The following is a 20582-nucleotide window of genomic DNA, read 5'->3' as shown; positions in this document are numbered from 1 at the left end:
GCCTAGGCGGCGTGCGCTGCCGCGGCGGCGGACTTGGCAGCCGCCGCCGTGGATGCAGCGAGTGCCGCCCGGGCCATCTCGCGGGCCTCGTCGAGGGTGTGCTTGCCGAGTTCGGCGCGCACGTCGGCGAGGGCCGCGGGGGTCATGGAGAGGGTGGTGGCGCCGAGTCCGACGAGCACGACCGCGAGGAGCGGGTCGGCTGCGGCCTCACCGCAGATCCCGACGGGCTTGCCCGCGTCGGTGCCGGCGCTGCCGAGCTGCGCGACGAGGCGCAGGACGGCGGGGTGCCACGGGTCCTGGTAGGACGCGACGGTGCCGAGCATGCGGTCGGCGGCCATCGTGTACTGGGTCAGGTCGTTCGTGCCGATGGACACGAAGTCGGCGGACTGGAAGACCTGCTCGGCCATCAGCGCGAGCGAGGGGACCTCGGCCATCACGCCGGCCGTGCGGATCCCGAGCTCGCGTGCGAGGTCGACGAAGTACTCGGTCTCCTCGGCGTCGGCGACCATCGGGGCCATCACCCAGAGATCCGCCTCGGTCTCGGCGTCGGCGCGGGCGAGTGCCGTGAGCTGGTCGCGGAGCACCTCGGGGTGGTTGCGCAGGGCACGGAGCCCGCGGCGACCGAGCGCCGGGTTCTCCTCGTCCTTGTCGGTGAGGAACGGCAGCGGCTTGTCGGCGCCGGCGTCGAGCGCGCGGACGACGACCTTCTTGCCCGGGAACGCGGCGAGCAGCTGGCGGTAGGACTCCTGCTGCTCGTCGACCGTCGGGGCCTTCGGCGAGTCGAGGAAGAGGAACTCGGTGCGGAAGAGCCCCACGCCCTCCGCACCGAGAGCGACGGCACCGGCGGCGTCGGCCGGGCTGCCGAGGTTCGCGAGGAGCGGCACGACGTGGCCGTCCGCGAGGGCACCGGCGGTGAGCGGTGCGGCAGCGGCGGCGAGACGGTCGGCGATGCGCTGTTCGACGTCCGCGACGAGGGACGCGGACGGGTCGGTGACGACGGTGCCCGCCGCGGCGTCCACCACGACGTCGACACCGTCGACGAGGTCGTCGGCGCCGGTGACACCGACGATCGCGGTGATGCCCTTGGCGCGCGCGAGGATCGCGGTGTGCGAGGTCGGTCCGCCGTCACGGGTGACGAGCGCCAGGACCTTGTCGAGGTCGAGCAGCGCGGTGTCAGCCGGTGCGAGGTCGCGGGCGACGAGCACGAAGGGGGTGTCCGACTCGGGAACGCCGGGCGCGTGGACGCCGCGGAGCTTGGCGATGATGCGCTGGGCGACGTCGTCGAGGTCCGCCGCGCGCTCCCCCATGTAGCCGCCCATCGAGACGAGCAGGTCGCGGAACTGCGCGAACGCCTCGTACACGGCGCGCTCGGCGTTCGTGCCGCCGTCGATGCGGGCGTGCACGTCGTCCAGGAGAGTCGGGTCCTGCGCCATCAGGGCCTGCGCCTCGAGCACGGCCTGGGCGTCGCCGCCGGCGAGCTGACCGCGCTTGTTGAGGTCGTCCGCCACCGCGGCGAGGGCGGCGTGGACCGCCTGCTTCGCGTCGTCCGCCGAGCCCTCGAGCGCTGCCGTCGACGGTTCGCCGAGCGGGTCCGCCATCCGGAGCACGGGGCCGTGGGCGACGCCACGGCCGACGCCGGTTCCGAGCAGTTCGGGCATTCGAGACTCCTTCATCTCACGCGCGCTTGCGGTGGGGTGGTTCGGTTCGGTGCAGTGCGACACGAAACGGACCACGTCCGTGCGGCTGAGCAGCACACTACATCGATCCGCGTTGACAAACAAACACATCCGGGGATAAAAATGCACAAACAGATGCCCGTTTTGGTCTGGCACGGCCCCACTTCGGGCGTCGACCGGCCGGTGCGCATCCGTCCATGTCCGTTCCGGTCCGAGTCGGCCTGCGGTCACCCTCACACGACACCCTCCGAGACACCGAGGTCCGATGTACGCACCAGAGCGCCACCAGCGCATCGTCGAGCAGGCGCGCGCCGCCGGCCGGGTCGACGTCAAGGACCTCGCCGAGCTCCTCGAGGTCACCCCGGAGACGATCCGCCGCGACCTCACCTCGCTCGAGCGTCGCGGGCTCGTCCGGCGGGCGCACGGCGGCGCCATCCCGGTCGAGCGGATCACACTGCACCCGGGCGTCGGCGACCGCGGCGGCATCAACCAGGCCGAGAAGATGGTGATCGCCGAGGCCGCGCTCGAGGAACTCCCGGAGAACGGGTCGGTGATGATCGACGCGGGCACGTCCACGATCTGCCTCGCCGAGATGCTCCCCACCGACCGTGGACTGACCGTGGTGACGCACTCCCTGCCGGTCGCGATGGCCGTCGCGAACCGCCCCGGCATCGACCTGCACCTGCTCGGCGGCAACATCCGGAGCGACTCGCTCGCCGGCGTCGGCACGTGGACGCACCAGCTCATCGGGATGGTGAGTGTCGACGTCGCCTTCATCAGCATCAACGGCATCACGCCGGAGCGCGGCCTGACGACGCACAACATGGCCGAGGCCGCGGTGAAGTCCGCGATGATCAAGGCCGCGCGCCGGAGCATCCTGCTCGCCGACCACACGAAGTTCGGCCGCGAGGAGTTCGGCCGCGTCGCCCCGCTCGCCGCGATCGACACGATCATCACCGACCCCGGCGTCAACCTGGACCTGGTCCGGGAGGTCGAGGCCGCCGGCGCCGAGGTCTTCTGGCCCGGCCGGCCCTGAGCCGGTCCCCCCAGCCACCGGCTCGCTACCATGGGCCGACCACCCCATCGAAGGAGTTCATCGATGTCCGAAGCCACCCGCACCGTCACCGTCGCCAGCGGATCCGGTCTGCACGCCCGTCCGGCGTCGCTGTTCGTCCAGACCGTCACCGCGTCCGGCCACCAGGTCACGATCGCCAAGGGCGACAAGTCGGCCAACGCCGGCAGCATCCTCGGGCTCCTCGGCCTCGGTGTCGAGAACGGCGACGAGGTCACCCTCACGGTGAGCGGCGACGACGCCGAGACCACTGCGGACAGCCTGGTCGAGTTCCTGAAGACGGACCACGACGCGGCCTGACCGCGCACGTCGCGTCGTCGACGCGACCACGTCCGGACGGGAGGCCCGGTGCCAGCTGGCACCGGGCCTCCCGTCCGTCTGCTGGTCACCTCAGGAGCCGGACCCGACCGGCCCCGTGGCCGCGTCCGGCGGGGTCCGGGGGTGTCGGCGCCCGCCGATAGGGTGTTCTGCATGACTCGCCTGCGCCTCGCATCCGTCAACGTGAACGGCATCCGTGCCGCCTTCCGCAAGGGCATGGGCGACTGGCTGGCCACGCGCGACGTCGATGTACTGGCCCTGCAAGAGGTCCGCGCGTCGACCGACGACATCACCGCGCTCCTCGGCGACGAGTGGGACGTCGTGCACGACCCGGCCACGGCGAAGGGCCGCGCGGGCGTCGCGATCGCCTCGAAGCACAAGGCGCACATCCACCGCGTCGAGCTCGGCCCGGCGGAGTTCGACTCGGCCGGACGCTGGCTCGAGGCGGACTACGAGATCGGCGGCACCCTGGTGACCGTCGTGTCGACGTACGTGCACTCGGGTGAGGTCGGCACCGAGAAGCAGGACGAGAAGTGGAAGTTCCTCGACGCCATGACGGAGCGCCTGCCGAAGGTCCGTGAGCACAACCCGCTCGCGGTCGTCGTCGGCGACCTCAACGTCGGCCACGACGAACGCGACATCAAGAACTGGAAGGGCAACGTCAAGCGTGCCGGCTTCCTCCCGCAGGAGCGCGCCTACTTCAGTCGCTTCTTCGGGGCCGACGGAGCGCAGGTGTCCGGGGCCGACGGGTCGACGGGTCCCGGCCTCGGCTGGGTCGACGTCGGCCGCGAGCAGGCCGGCGACGTCGACGGTCCGTACACGTGGTGGTCGTGGCGCGGTCAGGCCTTCGACAACGACACCGGCTGGCGCATCGACTACCAGGTGGCCACGCCCGACCTCGCCGCGAAGGTGCGCTCGTACACGGTCGACCGCGCAGCGGCGTACGACCAGCGATGGTCCGACCACGCCCCCGTGGTCGTCGACTACGAGCTCTGACCCTCCCCCACGCTTCTCCTCCAGCACGACAGGACCACCTCATGAGCAAGCCCCGCATCTTCTCGGGCATCCAGCCCTCTGCCGGATCCCTCCACCTCGGCAACTACATCGGCGCGCTGATGCAGTGGAGGGACCTGCAGGACGAGCACGACGCGATCTACTGCGTCGTCGACATGCACGCCATCACCTCCCCGCAGGACCCGGAGGCCCTCCGCGAGAACACGCGCCGCACCGCCGCGCAGTACATCGCCGCCGGCATCGACCCGACCAAGTCGACGCTCTTCGTCCAGTCGCACGTGCCGGCCCACGCGCAGCTCGCCTGGGTGCTGAACACCATCACCGGCTTCGGCGAGGCGAGCCGGATGACCCAGTTCAAGGACAAGTCGGCGCGGCAGGGCGCGGAGTCCGCCTCGGTCGGGCTCTTCACGTACCCGATGCTGATGGCCGCGGACATCCTGCTCTACGACGCCCAGGTGGTCCCGGTCGGTGACGACCAGCGCCAGCACGTCGAGCTGACCCGTGACCTCGCGAACCGCTTCAACTCCCGGTTCGGCGACACGTTCGTGGTCCCCGACGCCCGGATCCTCAGCGACACCGCGCGCATCTACGACCTGCAGGACCCGACCAGCAAGATGAGCAAGTCGGCCGCGTCCGACGCCGGGCTCGTGCTGCTGCTCGACGAGCCGAAGCGCACCACCAAGAAGATCAAGTCCGCCGTCACGGACACCGAGCGCGAGGTCCGGGCCGACCGCGCCGAGAAGCCCGGTGTCACGAACCTGCTCTCGATCCTGTCGGCGTTCACCCGGACGCCGGTCGCCTCCCTCGAGACCTCGTTCGCCGGCAAGGGCTACGGGGACCTCAAGGCCGAGGTGGCGGACGCCGTCGTCGCCGAGCTCGAGCCGGTCCGCGCGCGCACGCTCGAGCTCCTGGACGACCCGGCCGAACTCGACCGGCTGCTCGCCGTCGGGGCCGACCGGGCCTCGGCCATCGCCGAGGACACGCTGGCCCGCGTCTACGACCGGATCGGCTTCGTGCCGCGTCCTCGGCACTGACGTGCTGCCCGTCACGCTCGCCTCCGACCGGGTGCGCCTGGACGTCCCGACGCGCGCGGACACCGTCGCGATCACCGACGGCTGCCAGGACCCGGACGTCATCCGCTGGACGACGATCCCGACGCCGTACCGCCCCCAGGACGCCAACGCCTTCGTCGACGCGTTGGTCGGGCCGGGGTGGGCGTCCGATCGGGAGTACACGTGGGCGATCCGGCGACACGGGTCGACCTGGCTCGAGGGCGTGGTGTCGTACCGCACCGAGCGGCGGGACATCGGGTTCTGGCTCGCGCCGTCCGCGCGCGGGCAGGGCCTCGTCCACGACGCCGTGTCGCTCGTCGTGGACTGGGCGTTCGAGCAGGGCGCTCCGGACGTGTACTGGGAGTGCTACGTGGGGAACACCGCGTCGGCGAACGTCGCGCGGCGGGCCGGGTTCGCCTACACGGGGACCGGGGACGCCAACATCCCGAACCGGGACGGCTCCCCGGCGACGGCGTGGAAGGGGCTCCGTCGTGCGGACGGCGCGCCCGCGTCGGAGCTGCCGTGGCCGCCCGAGTCGTACGCCTCGGGGGGTGAGGGCGCGTGACCGGGTCCGGCGCTTCGGGTGCTCCCGGCGCTTCGGGTGCTTCCGGCGCTTCGGGCGCTTCGAGCGCTTCCGTCGCTGAGGTGCGGGCAATGCGGCGTGGGCTCGAACTCGCGGCGCTCGGCCCCGTGCTCGGCGATCACGCGCGCGTGGGTGCCGTCGTCCTCTCCCCCGACGGCGAGACCCTCGCCGAGGGCTGGCACAAGGGCGCGGGGACCCCGCACGCCGAGGTCGACGCGATGGCCAAGGTCACCCCGGAGCAACTCCGCGGCGCGACCGTCGTGGTGACCCTCGAGCCCTGCGACCACACCGGGCGCACCGGCCCCTGCTCGGTCGCCCTGGTACAGGCAGGGGTCGGCCGTGTCGTCTACGCGATCGACGACCCCGGTCCCGCCGTGCACGGCGGCGCCGACCGACTCCGCGCCGCCGGGGTCGACGTCGTCTCCGGTGTCCTCGCGGACCAGGCGTCGGCGTTCCTCGAGCGCTGGCTCACCTCGGTCCGTCGTGGCCGTCCGTGGGTCACCGTGAAGTGGGCGTCGAGCCTGGACGGCCGCGCCGCCGCTGCCGACGGGTCGAGCAAGTGGATCACGGGTGCGGCCGCCCGCCAGCACGTGCACGAGCAGCGTGCCGCCCACGACGCCATCGTCGTCGGGACCGGCACGGTGCTCGCCGACGACGCCTCCCTGACCGCCCGCGGCGACGCCGGTGAGCTGCTCGCCGACCAGCCGCTCGCCGTCGTGCTCGGCGACCGGACGGTGCCGGCCGACGCGGCTGTTCGTCGCCACCCGCGCGGGTTCCTGCAGCTCCCCGGGCACGACCTCGACGCCGCACTCCGGGCGCTCGGCGAGCAGGGAATCCGGACCGTCTTCGTCGAGGGCGGTCCCACGGTCGCCTCGGCCTTCATCGCCGCCGGGCTCGTCGACGAGGTCCTCGTCTACGTCGCGCCGGTGCTCCTCGGCGGCCCCCGTGTTGCGCTCGGTGACATCGGCGTGGGAAGCATGAACGAGCGTCGGCGGTTGGACGTACTATCGACCACCAGCCTCGGCCCTGACCTGCTGGTGCGCGCACGACCCGTCCACGCCGACCCCGATCGGCGTCACGGCGAGCACGCTGACGACGGGGCCCGTAACGACCGGAGTACCCCATGACCGACGCGCTGACCTCCCCCACCCCGGGCAGTCCGGTCCAGTTCGAGGTGTCCACGAACGTCCCGACCACGCACGGCACGTTCGAGATGCGCGCCTACCGTGACCTGGTGACCGGCGCCGAGCACGTGGCGATCATCGGCGCGCTGCCGGACGGGTCGGCCCCCGCGGACGGCGCGCTCGTCCGCGTGCACTCGGAGTGCTTGACCGGCGAGGCCTTCGGTTCGCTGAAGTGCGAGTGCGGCCCGCAGCTCGACGCCGCGCTCGACACGATCGCGACCGAGGGCGGGGTCGTCGTCTATCTCCGCGGGCAAGAGGGCCGGGGCATCGGTCTGATCAACAAGCTCAAGGCGTACCGCCTGCAAGAAGACGGCCTCGACACCCTCGACGCCAACCTCGCGCTCGGGCTCCCCGCGGATTCGCGGGCCTACGGCGGCGCGGCCGGCATCCTCGCCGACATCGGCATCGGACGCGTCCGCCTGCTCTCGAACAACCCGGAGAAGCGTCGCCAGCTCGAGGAGCACGGCATCGTCGTGGACGCCCTCGTGCCGCTGGTCGTCGGCATCTCCGTGCAGAACGCCGGCTACCTCGACACCAAGCGCGACCGGATGGGCCACACGCTGCCCGCGCACCTCGAGGCGGGCGCGCACAACTGATTCGCAGGTTCGCGACATCCGTCGTACACTGAGGTCTTCCGTCACAAGCGGTCCACCACCAGCCGAACGCACCCGATCGACCCGCAGCGCCACCAAGCGCGAACCGATCGGTGTCCGCAGTCCGGTACCGCTCGCGTCCTCAGACGACGCTCTCCTCGGAGTCCTCCCCGCCTCATGTCCGCCACATCGGCAGCACCCACACCAGCCCCCGCACCGAAGACGAACCCGCGGTCCCGCGTCGTCGTCGCGAGCCTCATCGGCACCTCGATCGAGTTCTACGACTTCTACGTCTACGCGACCGCCGCGGTCCTGGTCTTCCCGACGCTCTTCTTCCCCAACGAGGACCCCACCGCGTCGCAGCTGTCGTCGTTCGTGACGTTCGCGCTCGCGTTCTTCGCCCGCCCCGTCGGCTCCGTCATCTTCGGGCACTTCGGTGACCGGATCGGTCGCAAGACCACCCTCGTCGCGTCGCTGCTCGTGATGGGCACCGCCACCTTCCTCATCGGCTGCCTGCCGACGTTCGACTCGATCGGCATCTGGGCTCCGGTACTCCTCGCCGTGATGCGCTTCGCACAGGGCGTCGGTCTCGGCGGCGAGTGGTCGGGCGCAGCCCTGCTCGCGACCGAGAACGCGCCAGAGGGCAAGCGCGGGGTCTTCGGCTCGATGCCGCAGCTCGGCGCCCCGATCGGCTTCCTGCTGGCGAACGGCCTGTTCATCGCGATCAACGCCGCGATGCCCGCCGGCGCGGACGGCACCCCGAACCCGGATTTCCAGGCCTGGGGATGGCGCCTGCCGTTCCTGCTCTCCGCCGTGCTCGTGCTCGTCGGCCTCTACGTGCGCTTCCGTCTCGTCGAGTCGACCGTGTTCCGCGGCGTCCAGGAGTCCGGCTCGGTCGCTAAGGTCCCGCTCGGCCGGGTGTTCCGCACCTCGTGGAAGGCCCTCATCGTCGGCACCTTCGGCATGGTCGCCACGTACGTGCTCTTCTACTTCATGACGACGTTCACGCTGTCGTACGGCACCACCGGCTCGACGGCTTCGGCGCTCGTCCCCAAGGTCGGCCTGGGCTACTCCCGCGGCGAGTTCCTGACCCTGCTCATGATCGGTGTCGTCTTCTTCGGTATCTTCACCCCGATCGCCGGCATCCTGGCCGACAAGTTCGGGCGGCGTCGCACGCTCATCCCGACCACGATCGGCATCGCGCTGTTCGGCCTGACGTTCCAGTTCTGGTTCGCCGCCTCCACCGGGCCGATCACCGTCGTGACGTTCCTCATCGTGGGCCTGTCGCTCATGGGGCTGACGTTCGGTCCGATGGGCGCCCTGCTCCCCGAGCTGTTCCCGACGAACGTCCGCTACACCGGGTCGGCGATCGCGTACAACGTCGCGTCGATCCTCGGTGCGTCGCTCGCGCCGACCATCGCCCTGGCGCTGTGGAAGGCCGACGGGAACATCTTCCTGGTCGGGCTCTACCTGACGATCGCGGCCGTGGTCACCCTCGTCGCGCTGCTGTTCATCCGCGAGACCCGCGGCAGCGACTTCGGCGAGGCGGAGGCCGCCCGCGCCGGGGTTCCCGCGGACGCCACCGCGTCGGACGGTCACGTGCACACGTCCGGCAGCCTCGCGCCGTAGTCGCGACCCCCTGACGGCCGGGAGGCCCGGTGCCAGCTGGCACCGGGCCTCCCGGCCGTCCGCCGCGGGCGCGCCCGCGCCACGCTTCCGACACGGCGCCGGTCGATCGACGCCCACCGTGTCGAACCATGCACACGCACCCGGTGCTTCCGCATGCTTCGACACCGCAGAAGTCGATCGACGCATGCCCTGTCGAACTCCCACGAGCGCGAGCTGCACCACGCCCGACCCTCCTCGCTCCCCCGCTGCATGCGCCGCCCGCGCCGCGCTCCCGCCGCGCTCCCGCCGCGCCCGCGCCGCGCTGCTCCGCGCCACGCTTCCGACAGGGCGCCGGTCGATCGACGCCCGCCGTGTCGAACCATGCACACGCACCCGGTGCTTCCGCATGCTTCGACACCGCAGAAGTCGATCGACGCATGCCGTGACGAAACCCCGCGCCGAACGCTCCCGCCCTGATCGCTCCCACGCCGATCGCACCCGCCCCGAACGCTCCCGCCCCGATCGCACCCACGCCGGACGCCCCCGCCCGCCCGGCCGACCCACACCCGACCCTGCGCGTCAACTCAGGTTGACAGATGTCGGCGCGTCAATGTAGGTTGACACGCATGGACCGGCCGACCATCACGAACCTCGCAGCAGGGGCAGCGGGCGACGACCCGTTCTCCGCCCTCGCCAGCGTGCGCGAACTGCGTCGTGAGCTCGACCGCACCGAGGAACTCGCCGCCCGCCGCGCCCGGAACGCCGGCGCCTCGTGGCAGGAGATCGCGACGCTCCTCGGGGTCAGCCGACAGGCAGTGCACAAGAAGTACGGCAGAAACTAGGACACGATGAGCTCCCCCTTCGCCCGCCCGAAGAAGACCGACGGACCCCGCGCGACCTTCGGCCGCCTGCTGTCCTACCTGTTCGAGAACAAGCCCGCGATGGTCGTCATCATCGTGCTGAGCATCCTCGGAGCCGGTGCGTCCCTCGCGCAGCCGCTCCTGGTGAACCAGGTCGTCACCGCGGTGCAGCACGGCAACACGCTGAGCATGCTCGTGTGGGCGCTCGTGGTGCTCGTGATCGTGGCCGGCATCCTCAACGGCGTCCAGCACTTCCTGCTCCAGCGCGCGGGTGAGGGCGTGGTGCTCTCCACCCGCCGCAAGCTCATCGCGCGCATCCTCAACCTGCCGATCTCCGAGTTCGACACCCGCCGCACCGGCGACCTGGTGTCCCGCGTCGGCAGCGACACGACGCTCCTCCGCGCGGTCCTCACGCAGGGCCTCATCGAGTCCATCGGCGGCATGCTCACGTTCGTCGGCGCCATCATCGCGATGGCGATCATCGACCCCCTGCTGCTCGGCATCACGGTCGCGATCGTCATCGTCGCGATCGTGGTCGTCGGTGGCCTCAGCCGTCGCATCCGCATCGCGTCCAAGGCAGCACAGGAGAAGGTCGGCGACCTCACCGCCGCCGTCGAGCGCGGCATCGGCGCCGTCCGGACCATCCGCGCCGCCGGGGCCACCGAGCGCGAGGTCACCGAGGTCGACACCCACGCGACCGAGGCCTACAAGCGCGGTCTCGACATCGCGAAGATGTCCGCGTTCGTCGTGCCCGTCGCGAGCATCGTGATGCAGGTCGCGTTCATCGCCGTCCTCGGCGTCGGCGGCGCCCAGGTCGCGGCCGGGACGATCACGATCGCCACCCTGATCACCTTCATCCTGCTGCTCTTCATGATGATCATGCCGCTCGGCCAGGCGATGGGCGCAGCGGTCGCCGTCGCCCAGGCGCTCGGCGCGCTCGGCCGGATCGAGGAGATCCTGCACCTCCCGACCGAGGACCAGGACGACGCAGCGGTCCGACCGGCCGCAGCGGTCGCGACCGACGACGCCATCACGTTCGAACACGTCTCGTTCCGGTACGCCCGGTCCGGCGCGTCGGGCCCCGACGGTGCGGTCGCGTCGATCTCCGAGGACCGCACAGGTGGCCCGGGTCGCCTCGACGACGCCGGTGACGGCGAGCAAGCGGTGCTGCACGACGTGTCGTTCCGTGTCCCGCACGGAGCACGCGTCGCACTCGTCGGTCCGTCCGGCGCCGGCAAGTCCACGACACTGGCCCTGATCGAGCGCTTCTACGACCCGACCGACGGCGTGATCCGACTCGGCGGCATCGACGTCCGCGGGCTCGACCGCGACGAGCTCCGCGCCCAGATCGGCTACGTCGAGCAGGACGCCCCCGTCCTCGCCGGCACGATCCGCGCGAACCTGCTGCTCGGGTCGCCGAACGCGACCGAGGACGACTGCGTCCGCGTGCTCGAGGCCGTCAACCTCGGCGAGGTCCTGCACCGTGACCCGCGTGGTCTCGACGCCCAGGTCGGTGAGGACGGCGTGATGCTCTCCGGCGGCGAGCGTCAGCGCATGGCGATCGCCCGCGCGCTGCTCGCCGCTCCCCCGATCCTGCTGCTCGACGAGTCGACGTCCTCCCTCGACGGGGTGAACGAGCAGAAGATGCGCCTGGCGATCGACGCCGTCGCCGAGGACCGCACGCTGCTCGTCATCGCGCACCGGCTGTCCACCGTCGTCGACTCGGACGTCATCGTCGTGCTCGAACACGGCCGCGTCGTCGGAGTCGGGACGCACTCGGAGCTCGTCGAGTCGACGCCGCTCTACCGGGACCTGGCGAAGCACCAGCTCCTGGTCTGAGCCCGACCGCGGCGGCGGCCCGGCTCAGAGCTGGGCGCCGTCGGGGTTCGCGAGTCCCTCGTCCATGTCGCTCAGCTCCACGTGGCCGCCGGCTGCGCGGATCTCATCGAGGGCGGCGGCGCTGCGGTCGGGATCGACCCCGACGACGAGGTCCTGGAACACGACGACGTCGAGGCCAGCGCGCAAGCCGTCCTGCGCCGTGGCCCGGACGCAGTGGTCGGTCGCGATGCCGACGACGCCGATCTCGTGGACCTGGTGGTCGAACAGGACGTCCGCCAGGTCTTCCCCGGACTCCGTCGTGCCCTCGAACGCCGAGTACGCCGGTTCCCCCTGTCCCTTCACCACGTGCACGTCGACGGACGCGGTGTCGAACGCGGGGTGGTAGTCGGCACCGGGGGTCCCGGCGACACAGTGCACCGGCCAGGTGGTCTCGAAGTCGGGGTCGTCGACGGTCGCGAAGTGCCCGCCGTTGTCGTCGCCGCCGTGGTGCCAGTCCCGTGAGGCGACGATGAGGTCGTACTCCTCGGCGTGCCGGCCGAGGAACGCCGTGATCCGTGCCGCCGTCGGAGCGCCGCCCGCCACGGCGAGCGCACCGCCCTCGGTGAAGTCGTTCTGCACGTCCACCACGATGAGTGCCCTGGTCATGCCACGATCCAACCCCCGTCAGCTGTTGGTGAGCTTGGCCCCGCACGAGTACGTGGCCGCGGTGACGGCGTCGAGCGCGGGGAGCGCTGCCGCCCGCGAGGACCCGATGGCGTAGAAGGCGAACGTCAGCTTCGTACCGTCGGCGGCGTCGATGTACCCGCCGAGGGTGTTCGCACTGTCGATCCACCCGGTCTTGGCGTGCACCTTGCCGCGGGCGACGGCGTTCGCCCCGGTGAAGCGGCTCGACAACGTGCCGGACACCCCAGAGACCGGGAGCGCCTGCGCGAGCGTGCCGAGGCCCTTCGCGCCCGAGGCGACCTGCACCATCAGGTGAGCGACGAAGTTCGGCGAGACCGCGTTCGAGGCGCTCTCCCCCGAGCCGTCCTTGATCACGATGCCTGCGGGGTCGATGCCGTACGTGGCGAGTGCCTTCTGGTACACGCTCGTGAGCGAGGCCGCTGAGCCGTTCGAACCGGACTCCTTCGACGAGATCCGTGCGAGCATCTCGGCGAGGGTGTTGTCCGAGTTCGGGATCATCTGCCCGATGAGCGTCGACACCGGCTGCGAGGACACCTGCGCGATGGTGTCCTGGCTGGTGGTCGCACGCTTGACGATCGTGGCGTTGGCGGCGCCGACCACGCCCGCGTTCGCGAGGGCGGTCCGGAACGCCGAACCGGCCCGTCCGACCGGGTCCTCGGACCGGGGGGACGTCGCGGCGGCCGGGTTCGCACGGTCCCCGTCGACCATGAGCGCCGTCACCTCGGGCTGGTACCCGATCGTCCGTTCGCTGACGGGCCACGTCGGGTCCCAGGCGTCCGCGTCGCTCCAGTAGGCGTCGTCCGTGACGATCGACGTCACCGCGGTGCTGCCGAGCTTCGCCTTGACCTGCTGGGCGAGCTGGGCGAGCGTCGGGGCCCCCGGGTACACGGTGGCGCCGCCGACGGACAGGGTGGCGTCCCCGTGGCCGACGATGGCGATCGTGCCGTTGCCCTCGTTCGTGACGGTGGTCGGGATGGTGTGGGTGCCACCGAGCACGGCGAGCGCGGTCGCCGTCGTGAGCGTCTTCATCACGCTGCCGGTCTGCGCCGCGGTGTCGCCGTTCCGGGAGAACAGCATCTCCCCGGTGCTGGCGTTCATCACGTAGCCCTCGAACTTGCCGAGGCCCGCCGCCGATGCGGCGCCGTCGATCGAGCACGTGCGGAGTGCGGACGGCCCCGGTGCGTCCGTCGGCACGGTCCGTGCGGGGACCGTGGCAGAGGGCGTGGGCTCCGGCGTCGTGCTGCGCGTCGCGGTGCCCGACGCGCTGGGAGACGCGGCCGCGACGGTCGACTCGGAGGCGGTCGGGGCGGTGGCGGCGGCCACGGCGACGGCTCCTCCGGACCCGAGCACGAGGACGGCCGCGAGGCCGCCGATCGCCCACGGCATCGGCTTGCGCGCGATCGAGCCGCGGATCGCGGTGACCGCGCCGCGGAAGCGGTCGGGGAGGGTCGGTTGCGGAGACATCGCAAGCGATCCTACGGAACTGCGGGAGGAGCCTCCAGGCCGGATCCGCCGAACTGTGGAACCGCGACCCGCGCTACCGGGCTGTGGAGGAGTCGTCCGCGGCGTACCGGACGCCGACCTGCCGACGCGCCTCGTCCATGGCGGCCATCACCGCGATCGTCTGCTCGATCGGCATCGCCCCGCCCGACCGGTCGCCCGAGGCGATCATCGACTCGAACGCGCGCACCTCGTGGGCGTAGCCGGTCAGTTCCTCCCGGCTGTCGTACTCCTCGACGACGGCACCGTCGCGGTCACGGAGCCGCCAGGTGGTCGGGGTGTACCAGGTCGCGTCGATGTCGATCCGGCCGCCCTCGCCGATGATCGACGCGGTGTTCGGACTCCGGACGTCGAGCGCGAAGTGCACCGTCGACTGCGTGCCCCCGGCGTGGGTCATCACGATGCCCATCTGCGTGTCGACCCCCTGATCACTGAGCGTGCCCGCTGCGGCGACGGCGGTCGGGGCGCCGAGCACGTCGACCGCGAACGAGACGGGGTAGACGCCGAGGTCGAGGATCGCGCCACCACCGAGTGCCGGGTCGTTCAGCCGGTGCGACGGGTCGCGTGGCAGGTCCTGGTGGTGCGTGGCCTCGACGAGTCGGGGTCGACCGATCCGACCCTCGGCGATCAGTTCCCGGATCATCGTCATCTGCGGCAGGAAGCGCGTCCACATCGCCTCCATCACGACGACGTCCCGGTGCCGTGCCGCGTCGATGACCCGGCGGGCCTCGTCCGCGGTGATGGTGAACGCCTTCTCCACGAGCACGTGCTTGCCGGCCTCGATCGCGAGCAGCGCGTCGTCGGCGTGCCGGGAGTGCGGCGTCGCGACGTAGACGGCGTCGACGTCGGGATCGGCGACGAGGTCCTCGTAGCTGCCGTGCGCGCGCGGGATGCCGAACTCGGTGGCGAAGGACTCGGCACTCGACCGCGTCCGGCTGCCGACCGCGACGAACTCCACGCCCGCCGCCCGGCAGTCGCCGACGAAGGAACGCGCGATGCCGCCCGTCCCGATGACTCCCCATCGAACCGTCATGCGCCCTGTCTACCAGGCCACTCCTCCACAGCGGGGCCGCACTCCGGTCTGTCCACATGCAGCGATCCGCTATGGACTCCACTGCTGATTGCCAGCTAGCGTGCTGCCACGTCCCCCGACCGGGGGCCACCACTCCCAGATCAGGAAACCCATGCGCCGACTCGCGTCCACCTCCCGGTTCCTCTCCATCGCCGCCGCCGGTGCGGCCCTCGTCGTGACGTCGACCGTCATCGGGGCGGCACCGGCGTCCGCACACGGGTGGAGGTCCCCGGGCCACGGACACGACCCGGACGCCGGGTTGACGCCGCGCACCTCGTTCACGATGGCGGCGGACGGTTCCTCGGGTGCCACCCAGGGCGGTGAGGGCATCCCGAACATCGACTCCGTGAAGAAGACGATCGCGACGTACTACGGCGACCCGGGCACCGGCATCGCGAACACGACCGACTCCCCCTACATCCGCGAGATGGAATCGATCGTGGACCGGCAGACGAAGCAGCTGCGGCAGATCCACGACCGCGCCGTCCGCCGGGGCGAGAAGCCGGCGATCGTGCTGGACGCCGACGACACCACGCTCTGGACCTACGACATGGAGGTCGCGGACATGCACTTCGTGTTCGACCCCGCCGAACAGGACGTCTGGGTCCAGGACCAGCGCTTCGGCGCCACCCCCTCGATGGTCGGGTTCGTGAACACCGCCGCGGAGATGGGCTTCACGGTCTTCGGGCTGACCGGCCGCACCGACGACCAGAAGGCCGCGACCCTGGCGAACCTGACGAAGGTCGGGTACCGGGGCTTCACCAGCGACGACTTCTTCACGAAGTGGACCGGGAAGGGTACGAGCACGCAGCCGTCGTACGTCACGTGCGCCACGGCGTCCTGCACGACGGTCGAGTACAAGGCGCTCACGCGCAAGCACATCGAGCAGGACCTCGGCTACGACATCGCCCTGAACGTCGGCGACCAGTGGAGCGACCTGCAGGGCGGCTACGCGGACCGCACCCTGAAGCTGCCGAACCCGACCTACTTCCTCCCCTCGACGGACCTGCCCGGCGTCTCCGAGCCGTCGCTGTCGCCGCGGACGCACTTCACCATGGCGGCGGACGGGTCTTCGGGTGCCACCCAGGGCGGTGAGGGCATCCCGAACATCGACTCCGTGAAGAAGACGATCGCGACGTACTACGGCGACCCGGGCACCGGCATCGCGAACACGACCGACTCCCCCTACATCCGCGAGATGCGGTCGATCGTGACCCGGCAGGCACCGGTCATCGCCGCCCAGTGCGCCGTCGGCCGGCACCAGCACCGGAACCCGGCGATCGTGCTGGACGCCGACGACACCACGCTCTGGACCTACGACATGGAGGTCGCGGACATGCACTTCGTGTTCGACCCCACCGAACAGGACGTCTGGGTCCAGGAGCAACGCTTCCCGGCGACCCCGTCGATGACCTCGCTGGTGTCGATCGCCCAGCGGTCCGGGTGCACCGTCATCGGGCTGACCGGCCGCAACGACGACCAGAAGGCCGCCACCATCGGGAACCTGCAGCGGGTCGGCTACCCGCAGTTCAGCGCGACGCAGCACGGCACGCAGACGTACTACACGAAGTGGACCGGCGTCGGCGCGAGCACGCAGCCGTCGTACGTCACGTGCGCCACGGCGAAGTGCACGACCGTCGAGTACAAGTCCCAGACCCGGGCCCACATCGAGTCGCGCGCCGGAGGCCGGTACGACATCGTCGCCAACCTCGGTGACCAGTACAGCGACCTGCTCGGTGGCTCCGCGGACCGAGCCGTGAAACTGCCGAACCCGACGTACTACCTGCCCTGAGCAGTCGTAGCGTCAGACACGACGAGGAGGGCGAGCGCGAGGAGGCGTCTGCAGTGAGTGGTCCGGAGCCGTGGTGGACGGACGCGGTGGTCTACCAGGTCTACCCGCGGAGCTTCGCCGACGGCAACGGCGACGGAGTCGGGGACCTCGCCGGCCTCCGTCAGCACCTCGATCACATCGCCGACCTCGGCGTCGACGTCATCTGGCTCTCCCCCGTCTACCGGTCCCCGCAGGCCGACAACGGGTACGACATCAGCGACTACGAGGACATCGACCCGCTGTTCGGCACGATCGACGAGTTCGACGCGCTGCTCGCCGAGGTCCACCGCCGCGGCATGAAGCTCGTGATGGACCTCGTCGTGAACCACTCGAGCGACCAGCACCCGTGGTTCCGCGCGGCCAAGCTCTCGCGCTCCTGCCCGAAGCACGACTGGTACATCTGGCGGGACCCGGTCGACGGGCACGAGCCGAACGAGTGGCGCGCGGCGTTCGGCGGCCCGGCGTGGAGCTGGGACCCCGGAACCGGCCAGTACTACCTGCACATGTTCACGCCGCAGCAGCCGGACCTGAACTGGGACAACCCGGACCTCCGCGCCGCGGTCTACGCCATGATGAACGGCTGGCTCGACCGCGGCGTGGACGGCTTCCGGATGGACGTCATCAACCACATCGCGAAGGACCCGGCGGCGCTGTCGGACGGCAGCCCCGCCTACGTGATGCAGCCCCGCATCCACGACCACCTGCAGGAGATGCACGAGCAGGTCTTCGCAGGCCGGGAGGCCCTGCTCACCGTGGGCGAGATGCCGGGTGTCACCGTGGCGGACGCCGCCCTGTTCACCGACCCCGAGCGCCGCGAACTCGACATGGTGTTCCAGTTCGAGCACGTCGGGCTGGACCACGGGCCGGACACCAAGTTCGACAACCAACCGTTCGACCTGCCGGCGCTCAAGACGTCGCTCGCCCGGTGGCAGACCGGGCTCGCCGGCTCCGGCTGGAACTCGCTCTACCTCGCCAACCACGACCAGCCCCGTCCGGTGTCGCGGTTCGGCGCCGCCGCCGTCGCCGCTGCCGCGGGGTTCGACGCCGACCCGTTCGCGCTGCGGTACGAGTCCGCGACGCTGCTCGCCACGGTGCTGCACCTGCACCGCGGGACGCCGTACGTCTACCAGGGCGACGAGATCGGCATGGTGAACGCCGGGTTCGAGCGGATCGAGGACTACCGGGACATCGAGTCGCTCAACTGGTTCCGCGGCGCGGTCGGCCGCGGGATGCCGATCGCCCAGGCCCTCGACGCACTCGCGTTCCGCAGCCGGGACAACGCGCGCACACCGATCCCGTGGGACGACTCCGCACCGGCCGGTGGCTTCTCGGACACCACGCCCTGGATCGGGATGGGACAGGGCTGGCCGTCGATCACCGTCGCCGGCGACCGGGCCGCGGGCGACCGCTCGGTGTTCGACCACCACCGCCGGCTGATCGACCTCCGCCACACCTCCCGGACGGTCCGGCTCGGCGAGTTCGAACTGCTCGAGCCCGACCATCCGTCGCTCTGGGCGTTCACCCGGACGCTCGTGGACGAGTCCGAGCCCCCGCTCGTCGTCGTCGCGAACCTGTCGTCGTCCGTCGTGACGCTGCCGGCGGCGATCGGCGACCGGACCGGCGCACTCGTGCTCGGCAACCTCGGCCACCCCGGAGACCCAGGCACCCTGCGTCCCTGGGAAGCGCGCGTGCACGAGTTCGGCCCCTGACCGCCCCGACCGGCACCCGCACCCCTGACCGCCCCGCCGACCGGCACCCACCCCACGCGAGCCCGCGCCGATCTCCACCCCGAGGGGGACGTGCCGCCCCCGACCCCTGCCGTACCGTGGCCGCCGTGATCGAAGTCGACCATCTCACCAAACGATACGGTCCGAAGCTCGCCGTCGACGACGTCTCCTTCGTCGTCCGACCGGGCAGCGTGACCGGCTTCCTCGGCCCGAACGGCGCCGGGAAGTCCACCACGATGCGCATGATCATGGGTCTGGACCGGCCGACCGCCGGCCACGCCACCGTGAACGGACGCCCCTACCGGGAGTTCCGTGACCCACTCCGCCAGGTCGGGGCGCTCCTCGAGGCGAAGGCGGTGCACTCCGGCCGGAGCGCGTACAACCACCTGCTCTCCCTCGCCGCGACGCACGGCATCCCGAAGTCGCGCGTGCACGAGGTGATCGATATGACCGGGCTGGACTCCGTCGCCCGCAAGCGCGTCGGGGGCTTCTCGCTCGGCATGGGACAACGCCTCGGCATCGCCGCAGCGCTCCTCGGCGACCCGCGCACCCTGATCCTCGACGAGCCGGTCAACGGGCTCGACCCCGACGGCGTGGTGTGGGTCCGGCAGCTCGCCAGGCGCATGGCCGCCGACGGCCGCACCGTCTTCCTCTCCAGCCACCTGATGAGCGAGATGGCGCAGACCGCCGACCGCGTCGTCGTCCTGGGTCGCGGGCGGGTGCTCGCCGACGCCCCGATCGCCGAGTTCGTCGCCGGCGCCGGCACCGCGGGCGGCGGTGGCTCCCGCGTCGTGGTCCGCACCCCGATGCCGGACCAGCTCTTCCACGCGATCGGCCCCGCGGCCTCCGCGGTCACCCCGCGCGAGGACGGCTCGTTCCTCGTCGTCGGCCCGGACGCGGCCGCCGTGGGCACCATCGCCGCACAGGCGGGGGTCGTCCTGCACGAGCTCACCCCGGTCGGTGCGAGCCTCGAGGAGGCCTACATGGCTCTCACCCGCGACGACGTCGAGTACCGATCGGAGGGCACCCGATGAGCGCCACCACCACCACCACCCTGCCGGCCTCGACCGGCCTGAGCTTCCCCCGCCTCGTCCGCAGCGAGTGGATCAAGCTCCGGAGCATCCGCTCGACGGTCTGGTGCTACGCGATCCTCGTCGTGCTGACCATCGCGATGGCCGTGCTCATCGGCGCGTTCCTCAACCAGGACGGCGGCACGATGCCGACCGAGGCGGCGAACGCCACCGCCGTCAGCGTGAACACCGCGGGCGTGTCGATCACCGCGCTGGTCGTCGGGGTCCTCGGCGTCCTCATCATCACCGGCGAGTACGGCACCGGTCAGGTCCGATCGACGTTCACCGCCGACCCCGGTCGGGTCGGCGTGATCCTGGCGAAGGCGTTCGTGCTCGCACTGACGACGTTCGTCGTGAGCGCGGTGTCGACCTGGATCGGGGTGTTCGTCTCGGCACCGCTGCAGGCCGCGAACGGCATCCGCCCGGACCTCGGCGACCCGGCGGTGTTCCTGCCGATCCTCGGGTCGTCGGTGTACGTCACCCTGCTCGCGCTCCTGGCGTACGGCATCGGGCTGCTCGTCCGCTCGAGCGCCGGTGGCATCGCGATCACGCTCGGCATCCTGCTGGTGCTGCCCGTCATCCTGTCGATCTTCGCGGGGCTGACCGGCGCGCAGTGGATCTCCGACGTCGGCCGCTTCCTGCCGTCGGACGCCGGCGGACAGCTCTTCACGTACGCCTCGCCCGCTGCGGACAGCGGTGCGACGGGCCTCGTGCTGAACGGCTGGGGCGGCTTCGGCGTCCTCGCCGCGGAGGTCGTCGCCGTCGGCGCGGCGGCCGTCGCGGTGGCACGCGCGCGCGACGTCTGACGCGCGATCGCGGTCGCGACCACGTCCGGACGGGAGGCTCGGGTCGGGCCCGCACCGGGCCTCCCGTCCGGCGGGTGGTGCGCCCGGTGCGCG

17 protein-coding genes and 1 pseudogene are annotated in these 20582 nt (G+C 71.4%); 14 read left to right on the top strand and 4 right to left on the bottom strand.

Annotated features, from left to right (window positions below; translation table 11 throughout):
- Positions 1-2 precede the first annotated feature (2 nt).
- Positions 3-1658 carry a phosphoenolpyruvate--protein phosphotransferase gene (gene ptsP / locus ACIPJY_RS09290; RefSeq protein WP_400467394.1) on the bottom strand — a complete coding sequence of 552 codons (1656 nt, stop codon included), beginning with the start codon at positions 1656-1658 and terminating at the stop codon, positions 3-5.
- 283 nt (positions 1659-1941) lie between these two features.
- Between ptsP and ACIPJY_RS09285 the strand changes: the two genes are divergently transcribed.
- From ACIPJY_RS09285 to ACIPJY_RS09240, 10 genes and pseudogenes are all read left to right on the top strand, one after another.
- Positions 1942-2712, top strand: coding sequence for a DeoR/GlpR family DNA-binding transcription regulator (locus tag ACIPJY_RS09285; protein ID WP_400467395.1), 771 nt, complete (start codon positions 1942-1944; stop codon positions 2710-2712).
- Positions 2713-2775: 63 nt separating this feature from the next.
- Positions 2776-3048 (top strand): HPr family phosphocarrier protein, encoded by a 273-nt coding sequence (locus ACIPJY_RS09280; RefSeq protein WP_111106577.1) that lies wholly within the window; start codon positions 2776-2778, stop codon positions 3046-3048.
- A gap of 171 nt (positions 3049-3219) precedes the next feature.
- On the top strand, positions 3220-4062 hold the full coding sequence (locus tag ACIPJY_RS09275) for an exodeoxyribonuclease III (RefSeq protein ID WP_400467396.1): 843 nt from the start codon (positions 3220-3222) through the stop codon (positions 4060-4062).
- Between the two features lie 41 nt (positions 4063-4103).
- On the top strand, positions 4104-5114 hold the full coding sequence (trpS, locus tag ACIPJY_RS09270; RefSeq protein WP_400467398.1) for a tryptophan--tRNA ligase: 1011 nt from the start codon (positions 4104-4106) through the stop codon (positions 5112-5114).
- Between the two features lies 1 nt (position 5115).
- Positions 5116-5697, top strand: a complete 582-nt coding sequence (locus ACIPJY_RS09265) for a GNAT family N-acetyltransferase (RefSeq protein ID WP_400467400.1) — start codon at positions 5116-5118, stop codon at positions 5695-5697.
- An 89-nt stretch (positions 5698-5786) separates the two neighbouring features.
- Positions 5787-6842 carry a bifunctional diaminohydroxyphosphoribosylaminopyrimidine deaminase/5-amino-6-(5-phosphoribosylamino)uracil reductase RibD gene (gene ribD, locus ACIPJY_RS09260; protein WP_400467402.1) on the top strand — a complete coding sequence of 352 codons (1056 nt, stop codon included), beginning with the start codon at positions 5787-5789 and terminating at the stop codon, positions 6840-6842.
- An 11-nt stretch (positions 6843-6853) separates the two neighbouring features.
- A pseudogene (ribA, locus tag ACIPJY_RS09255) lies at positions 6854-7495 on the top strand (GTP cyclohydrolase II); the annotation flags it as partial.
- A 174-nt stretch (positions 7496-7669) separates the two neighbouring features.
- Positions 7670-9121, top strand: a complete 1452-nt coding sequence (locus ACIPJY_RS09250; RefSeq protein ID WP_400467404.1) for an MFS transporter — start codon at positions 7670-7672, stop codon at positions 9119-9121.
- Positions 9122-9726: 605 nt separating this feature from the next.
- Positions 9727-9942 carry a hypothetical protein gene (locus ACIPJY_RS09245; protein WP_123656074.1) on the top strand — a complete coding sequence of 72 codons (216 nt, stop codon included), beginning with the start codon at positions 9727-9729 and terminating at the stop codon, positions 9940-9942.
- 6 nt (positions 9943-9948) lie between these two features.
- Entirely contained in the window at positions 9949-11799 is a 1851-nt protein-coding gene (locus ACIPJY_RS09240) for an ABC transporter ATP-binding protein (protein WP_400462308.1), read from the top strand.
- Positions 11800-11823: 24 nt separating this feature from the next.
- Here the strand turns inward: ACIPJY_RS09240 and ACIPJY_RS09235 are convergent, their stop codons facing one another.
- The 3 genes from ACIPJY_RS09235 to ACIPJY_RS09225 form a co-directional block, all read right to left on the bottom strand.
- Positions 11824-12444, bottom strand: a complete 621-nt coding sequence (locus tag ACIPJY_RS09235) for an isochorismatase family protein (RefSeq protein ID WP_400462305.1) — start codon at positions 12442-12444, stop codon at positions 11824-11826.
- An 18-nt stretch (positions 12445-12462) separates the two neighbouring features.
- The gene (dacB, locus tag ACIPJY_RS09230; RefSeq protein WP_400462302.1) at positions 12463-13947 is read right to left on the bottom strand and encodes a D-alanyl-D-alanine carboxypeptidase/D-alanyl-D-alanine-endopeptidase; all 1485 of its coding nucleotides are present in this window, start codon (positions 13945-13947) and stop codon (positions 12463-12465) included.
- Positions 13948-14020: 73 nt separating this feature from the next.
- Positions 14021-15016 carry a Gfo/Idh/MocA family protein gene (locus tag ACIPJY_RS09225; protein WP_400462299.1) on the bottom strand — a complete coding sequence of 332 codons (996 nt, stop codon included), beginning with the start codon at positions 15014-15016 and terminating at the stop codon, positions 14021-14023.
- A gap of 151 nt (positions 15017-15167) precedes the next feature.
- Between ACIPJY_RS09225 and ACIPJY_RS09220 the strand changes: the two genes are divergently transcribed.
- The 4 genes from ACIPJY_RS09220 (at position 15168) to ACIPJY_RS09205 (ending at position 20489) form a co-directional block, all read left to right on the top strand.
- On the top strand, positions 15168-16847 hold the full coding sequence (locus ACIPJY_RS09220) for an HAD family acid phosphatase (RefSeq protein ID WP_400462296.1): 1680 nt from the start codon (positions 15168-15170) through the stop codon (positions 16845-16847).
- Positions 16848-16900: 53 nt separating this feature from the next.
- The gene (locus ACIPJY_RS09215; RefSeq protein WP_400462294.1) at positions 16901-18595 is read left to right on the top strand and encodes an alpha-glucosidase; all 1695 of its coding nucleotides are present in this window, start codon (positions 16901-16903) and stop codon (positions 18593-18595) included.
- 125 nt (positions 18596-18720) lie between these two features.
- Complete coding sequence (locus ACIPJY_RS09210) at positions 18721-19647, top strand: ABC transporter ATP-binding protein (RefSeq protein ID WP_400462291.1); 927 nt, start codon at positions 18721-18723, stop codon at positions 19645-19647.
- Positions 19644-20489, top strand: a complete 846-nt coding sequence (locus ACIPJY_RS09205) for an ABC transporter permease (RefSeq protein ID WP_400462288.1) — start codon at positions 19644-19646, stop codon at positions 20487-20489. Before ACIPJY_RS09210 ends, ACIPJY_RS09205 begins: the two co-directional genes overlap by 4 nt.
- Positions 20490-20582 lie beyond the last annotated feature (93 nt).

This window comes from Curtobacterium sp. NPDC090223 (assembly GCF_044746585.1).
Taxonomy (GTDB): domain Bacteria; phylum Actinomycetota; class Actinomycetes; order Actinomycetales; family Microbacteriaceae; genus Curtobacterium.
This window is presented reverse-complemented; position numbering and strand designations above follow the sequence as displayed.

What these genes read in the sequence shown, in the direction of transcription:
- ptsP (WP_400467394.1), bottom strand. Translation starts at nt 1,658, where the DNA reads ATGCCCGAACTGCTCGGAACCGGCGTCGGCCGTGGCGTCGCCCACGGC.
- ACIPJY_RS09285 (WP_400467395.1), top strand. Translation starts at nt 1,942, where the DNA reads ATGTACGCACCAGAGCGCCACCAGCGCATCGTCGAGCAGGCGCGCGCC.
- ACIPJY_RS09280 (WP_111106577.1), top strand. Translation starts at nt 2,776, where the DNA reads ATGTCCGAAGCCACCCGCACCGTCACCGTCGCCAGCGGATCCGGTCTG.
- ACIPJY_RS09275 (WP_400467396.1), top strand. Translation starts at nt 3,220, where the DNA reads ATGACTCGCCTGCGCCTCGCATCCGTCAACGTGAACGGCATCCGTGCC.
- trpS (WP_400467398.1), top strand. Translation starts at nt 4,104, where the DNA reads ATGAGCAAGCCCCGCATCTTCTCGGGCATCCAGCCCTCTGCCGGATCC.
- ribD (WP_400467402.1), top strand. Translation starts at nt 5,787, where the DNA reads ATGCGGCGTGGGCTCGAACTCGCGGCGCTCGGCCCCGTGCTCGGCGAT.
- ACIPJY_RS09250 (WP_400467404.1), top strand. Translation starts at nt 7,670, where the DNA reads ATGTCCGCCACATCGGCAGCACCCACACCAGCCCCCGCACCGAAGACG.
- ACIPJY_RS09245 (WP_123656074.1), top strand. Translation starts at nt 9,727, where the DNA reads ATGGACCGGCCGACCATCACGAACCTCGCAGCAGGGGCAGCGGGCGAC.
- ACIPJY_RS09240 (WP_400462308.1), top strand. Translation starts at nt 9,949, where the DNA reads ATGAGCTCCCCCTTCGCCCGCCCGAAGAAGACCGACGGACCCCGCGCG.
- ACIPJY_RS09235 (WP_400462305.1), bottom strand. Translation starts at nt 12,444, where the DNA reads ATGACCAGGGCACTCATCGTGGTGGACGTGCAGAACGACTTCACCGAG.
- dacB (WP_400462302.1), bottom strand. Translation starts at nt 13,947, where the DNA reads ATGTCTCCGCAACCGACCCTCCCCGACCGCTTCCGCGGCGCGGTCACC.
- ACIPJY_RS09225 (WP_400462299.1), bottom strand. Translation starts at nt 15,016, where the DNA reads ATGACGGTTCGATGGGGAGTCATCGGGACGGGCGGCATCGCGCGTTCC.
- ACIPJY_RS09220 (WP_400462296.1), top strand. Translation starts at nt 15,168, where the DNA reads ATGCGCCGACTCGCGTCCACCTCCCGGTTCCTCTCCATCGCCGCCGCC.
- ACIPJY_RS09205 (WP_400462288.1), top strand. Translation starts at nt 19,644, where the DNA reads ATGAGCGCCACCACCACCACCACCCTGCCGGCCTCGACCGGCCTGAGC.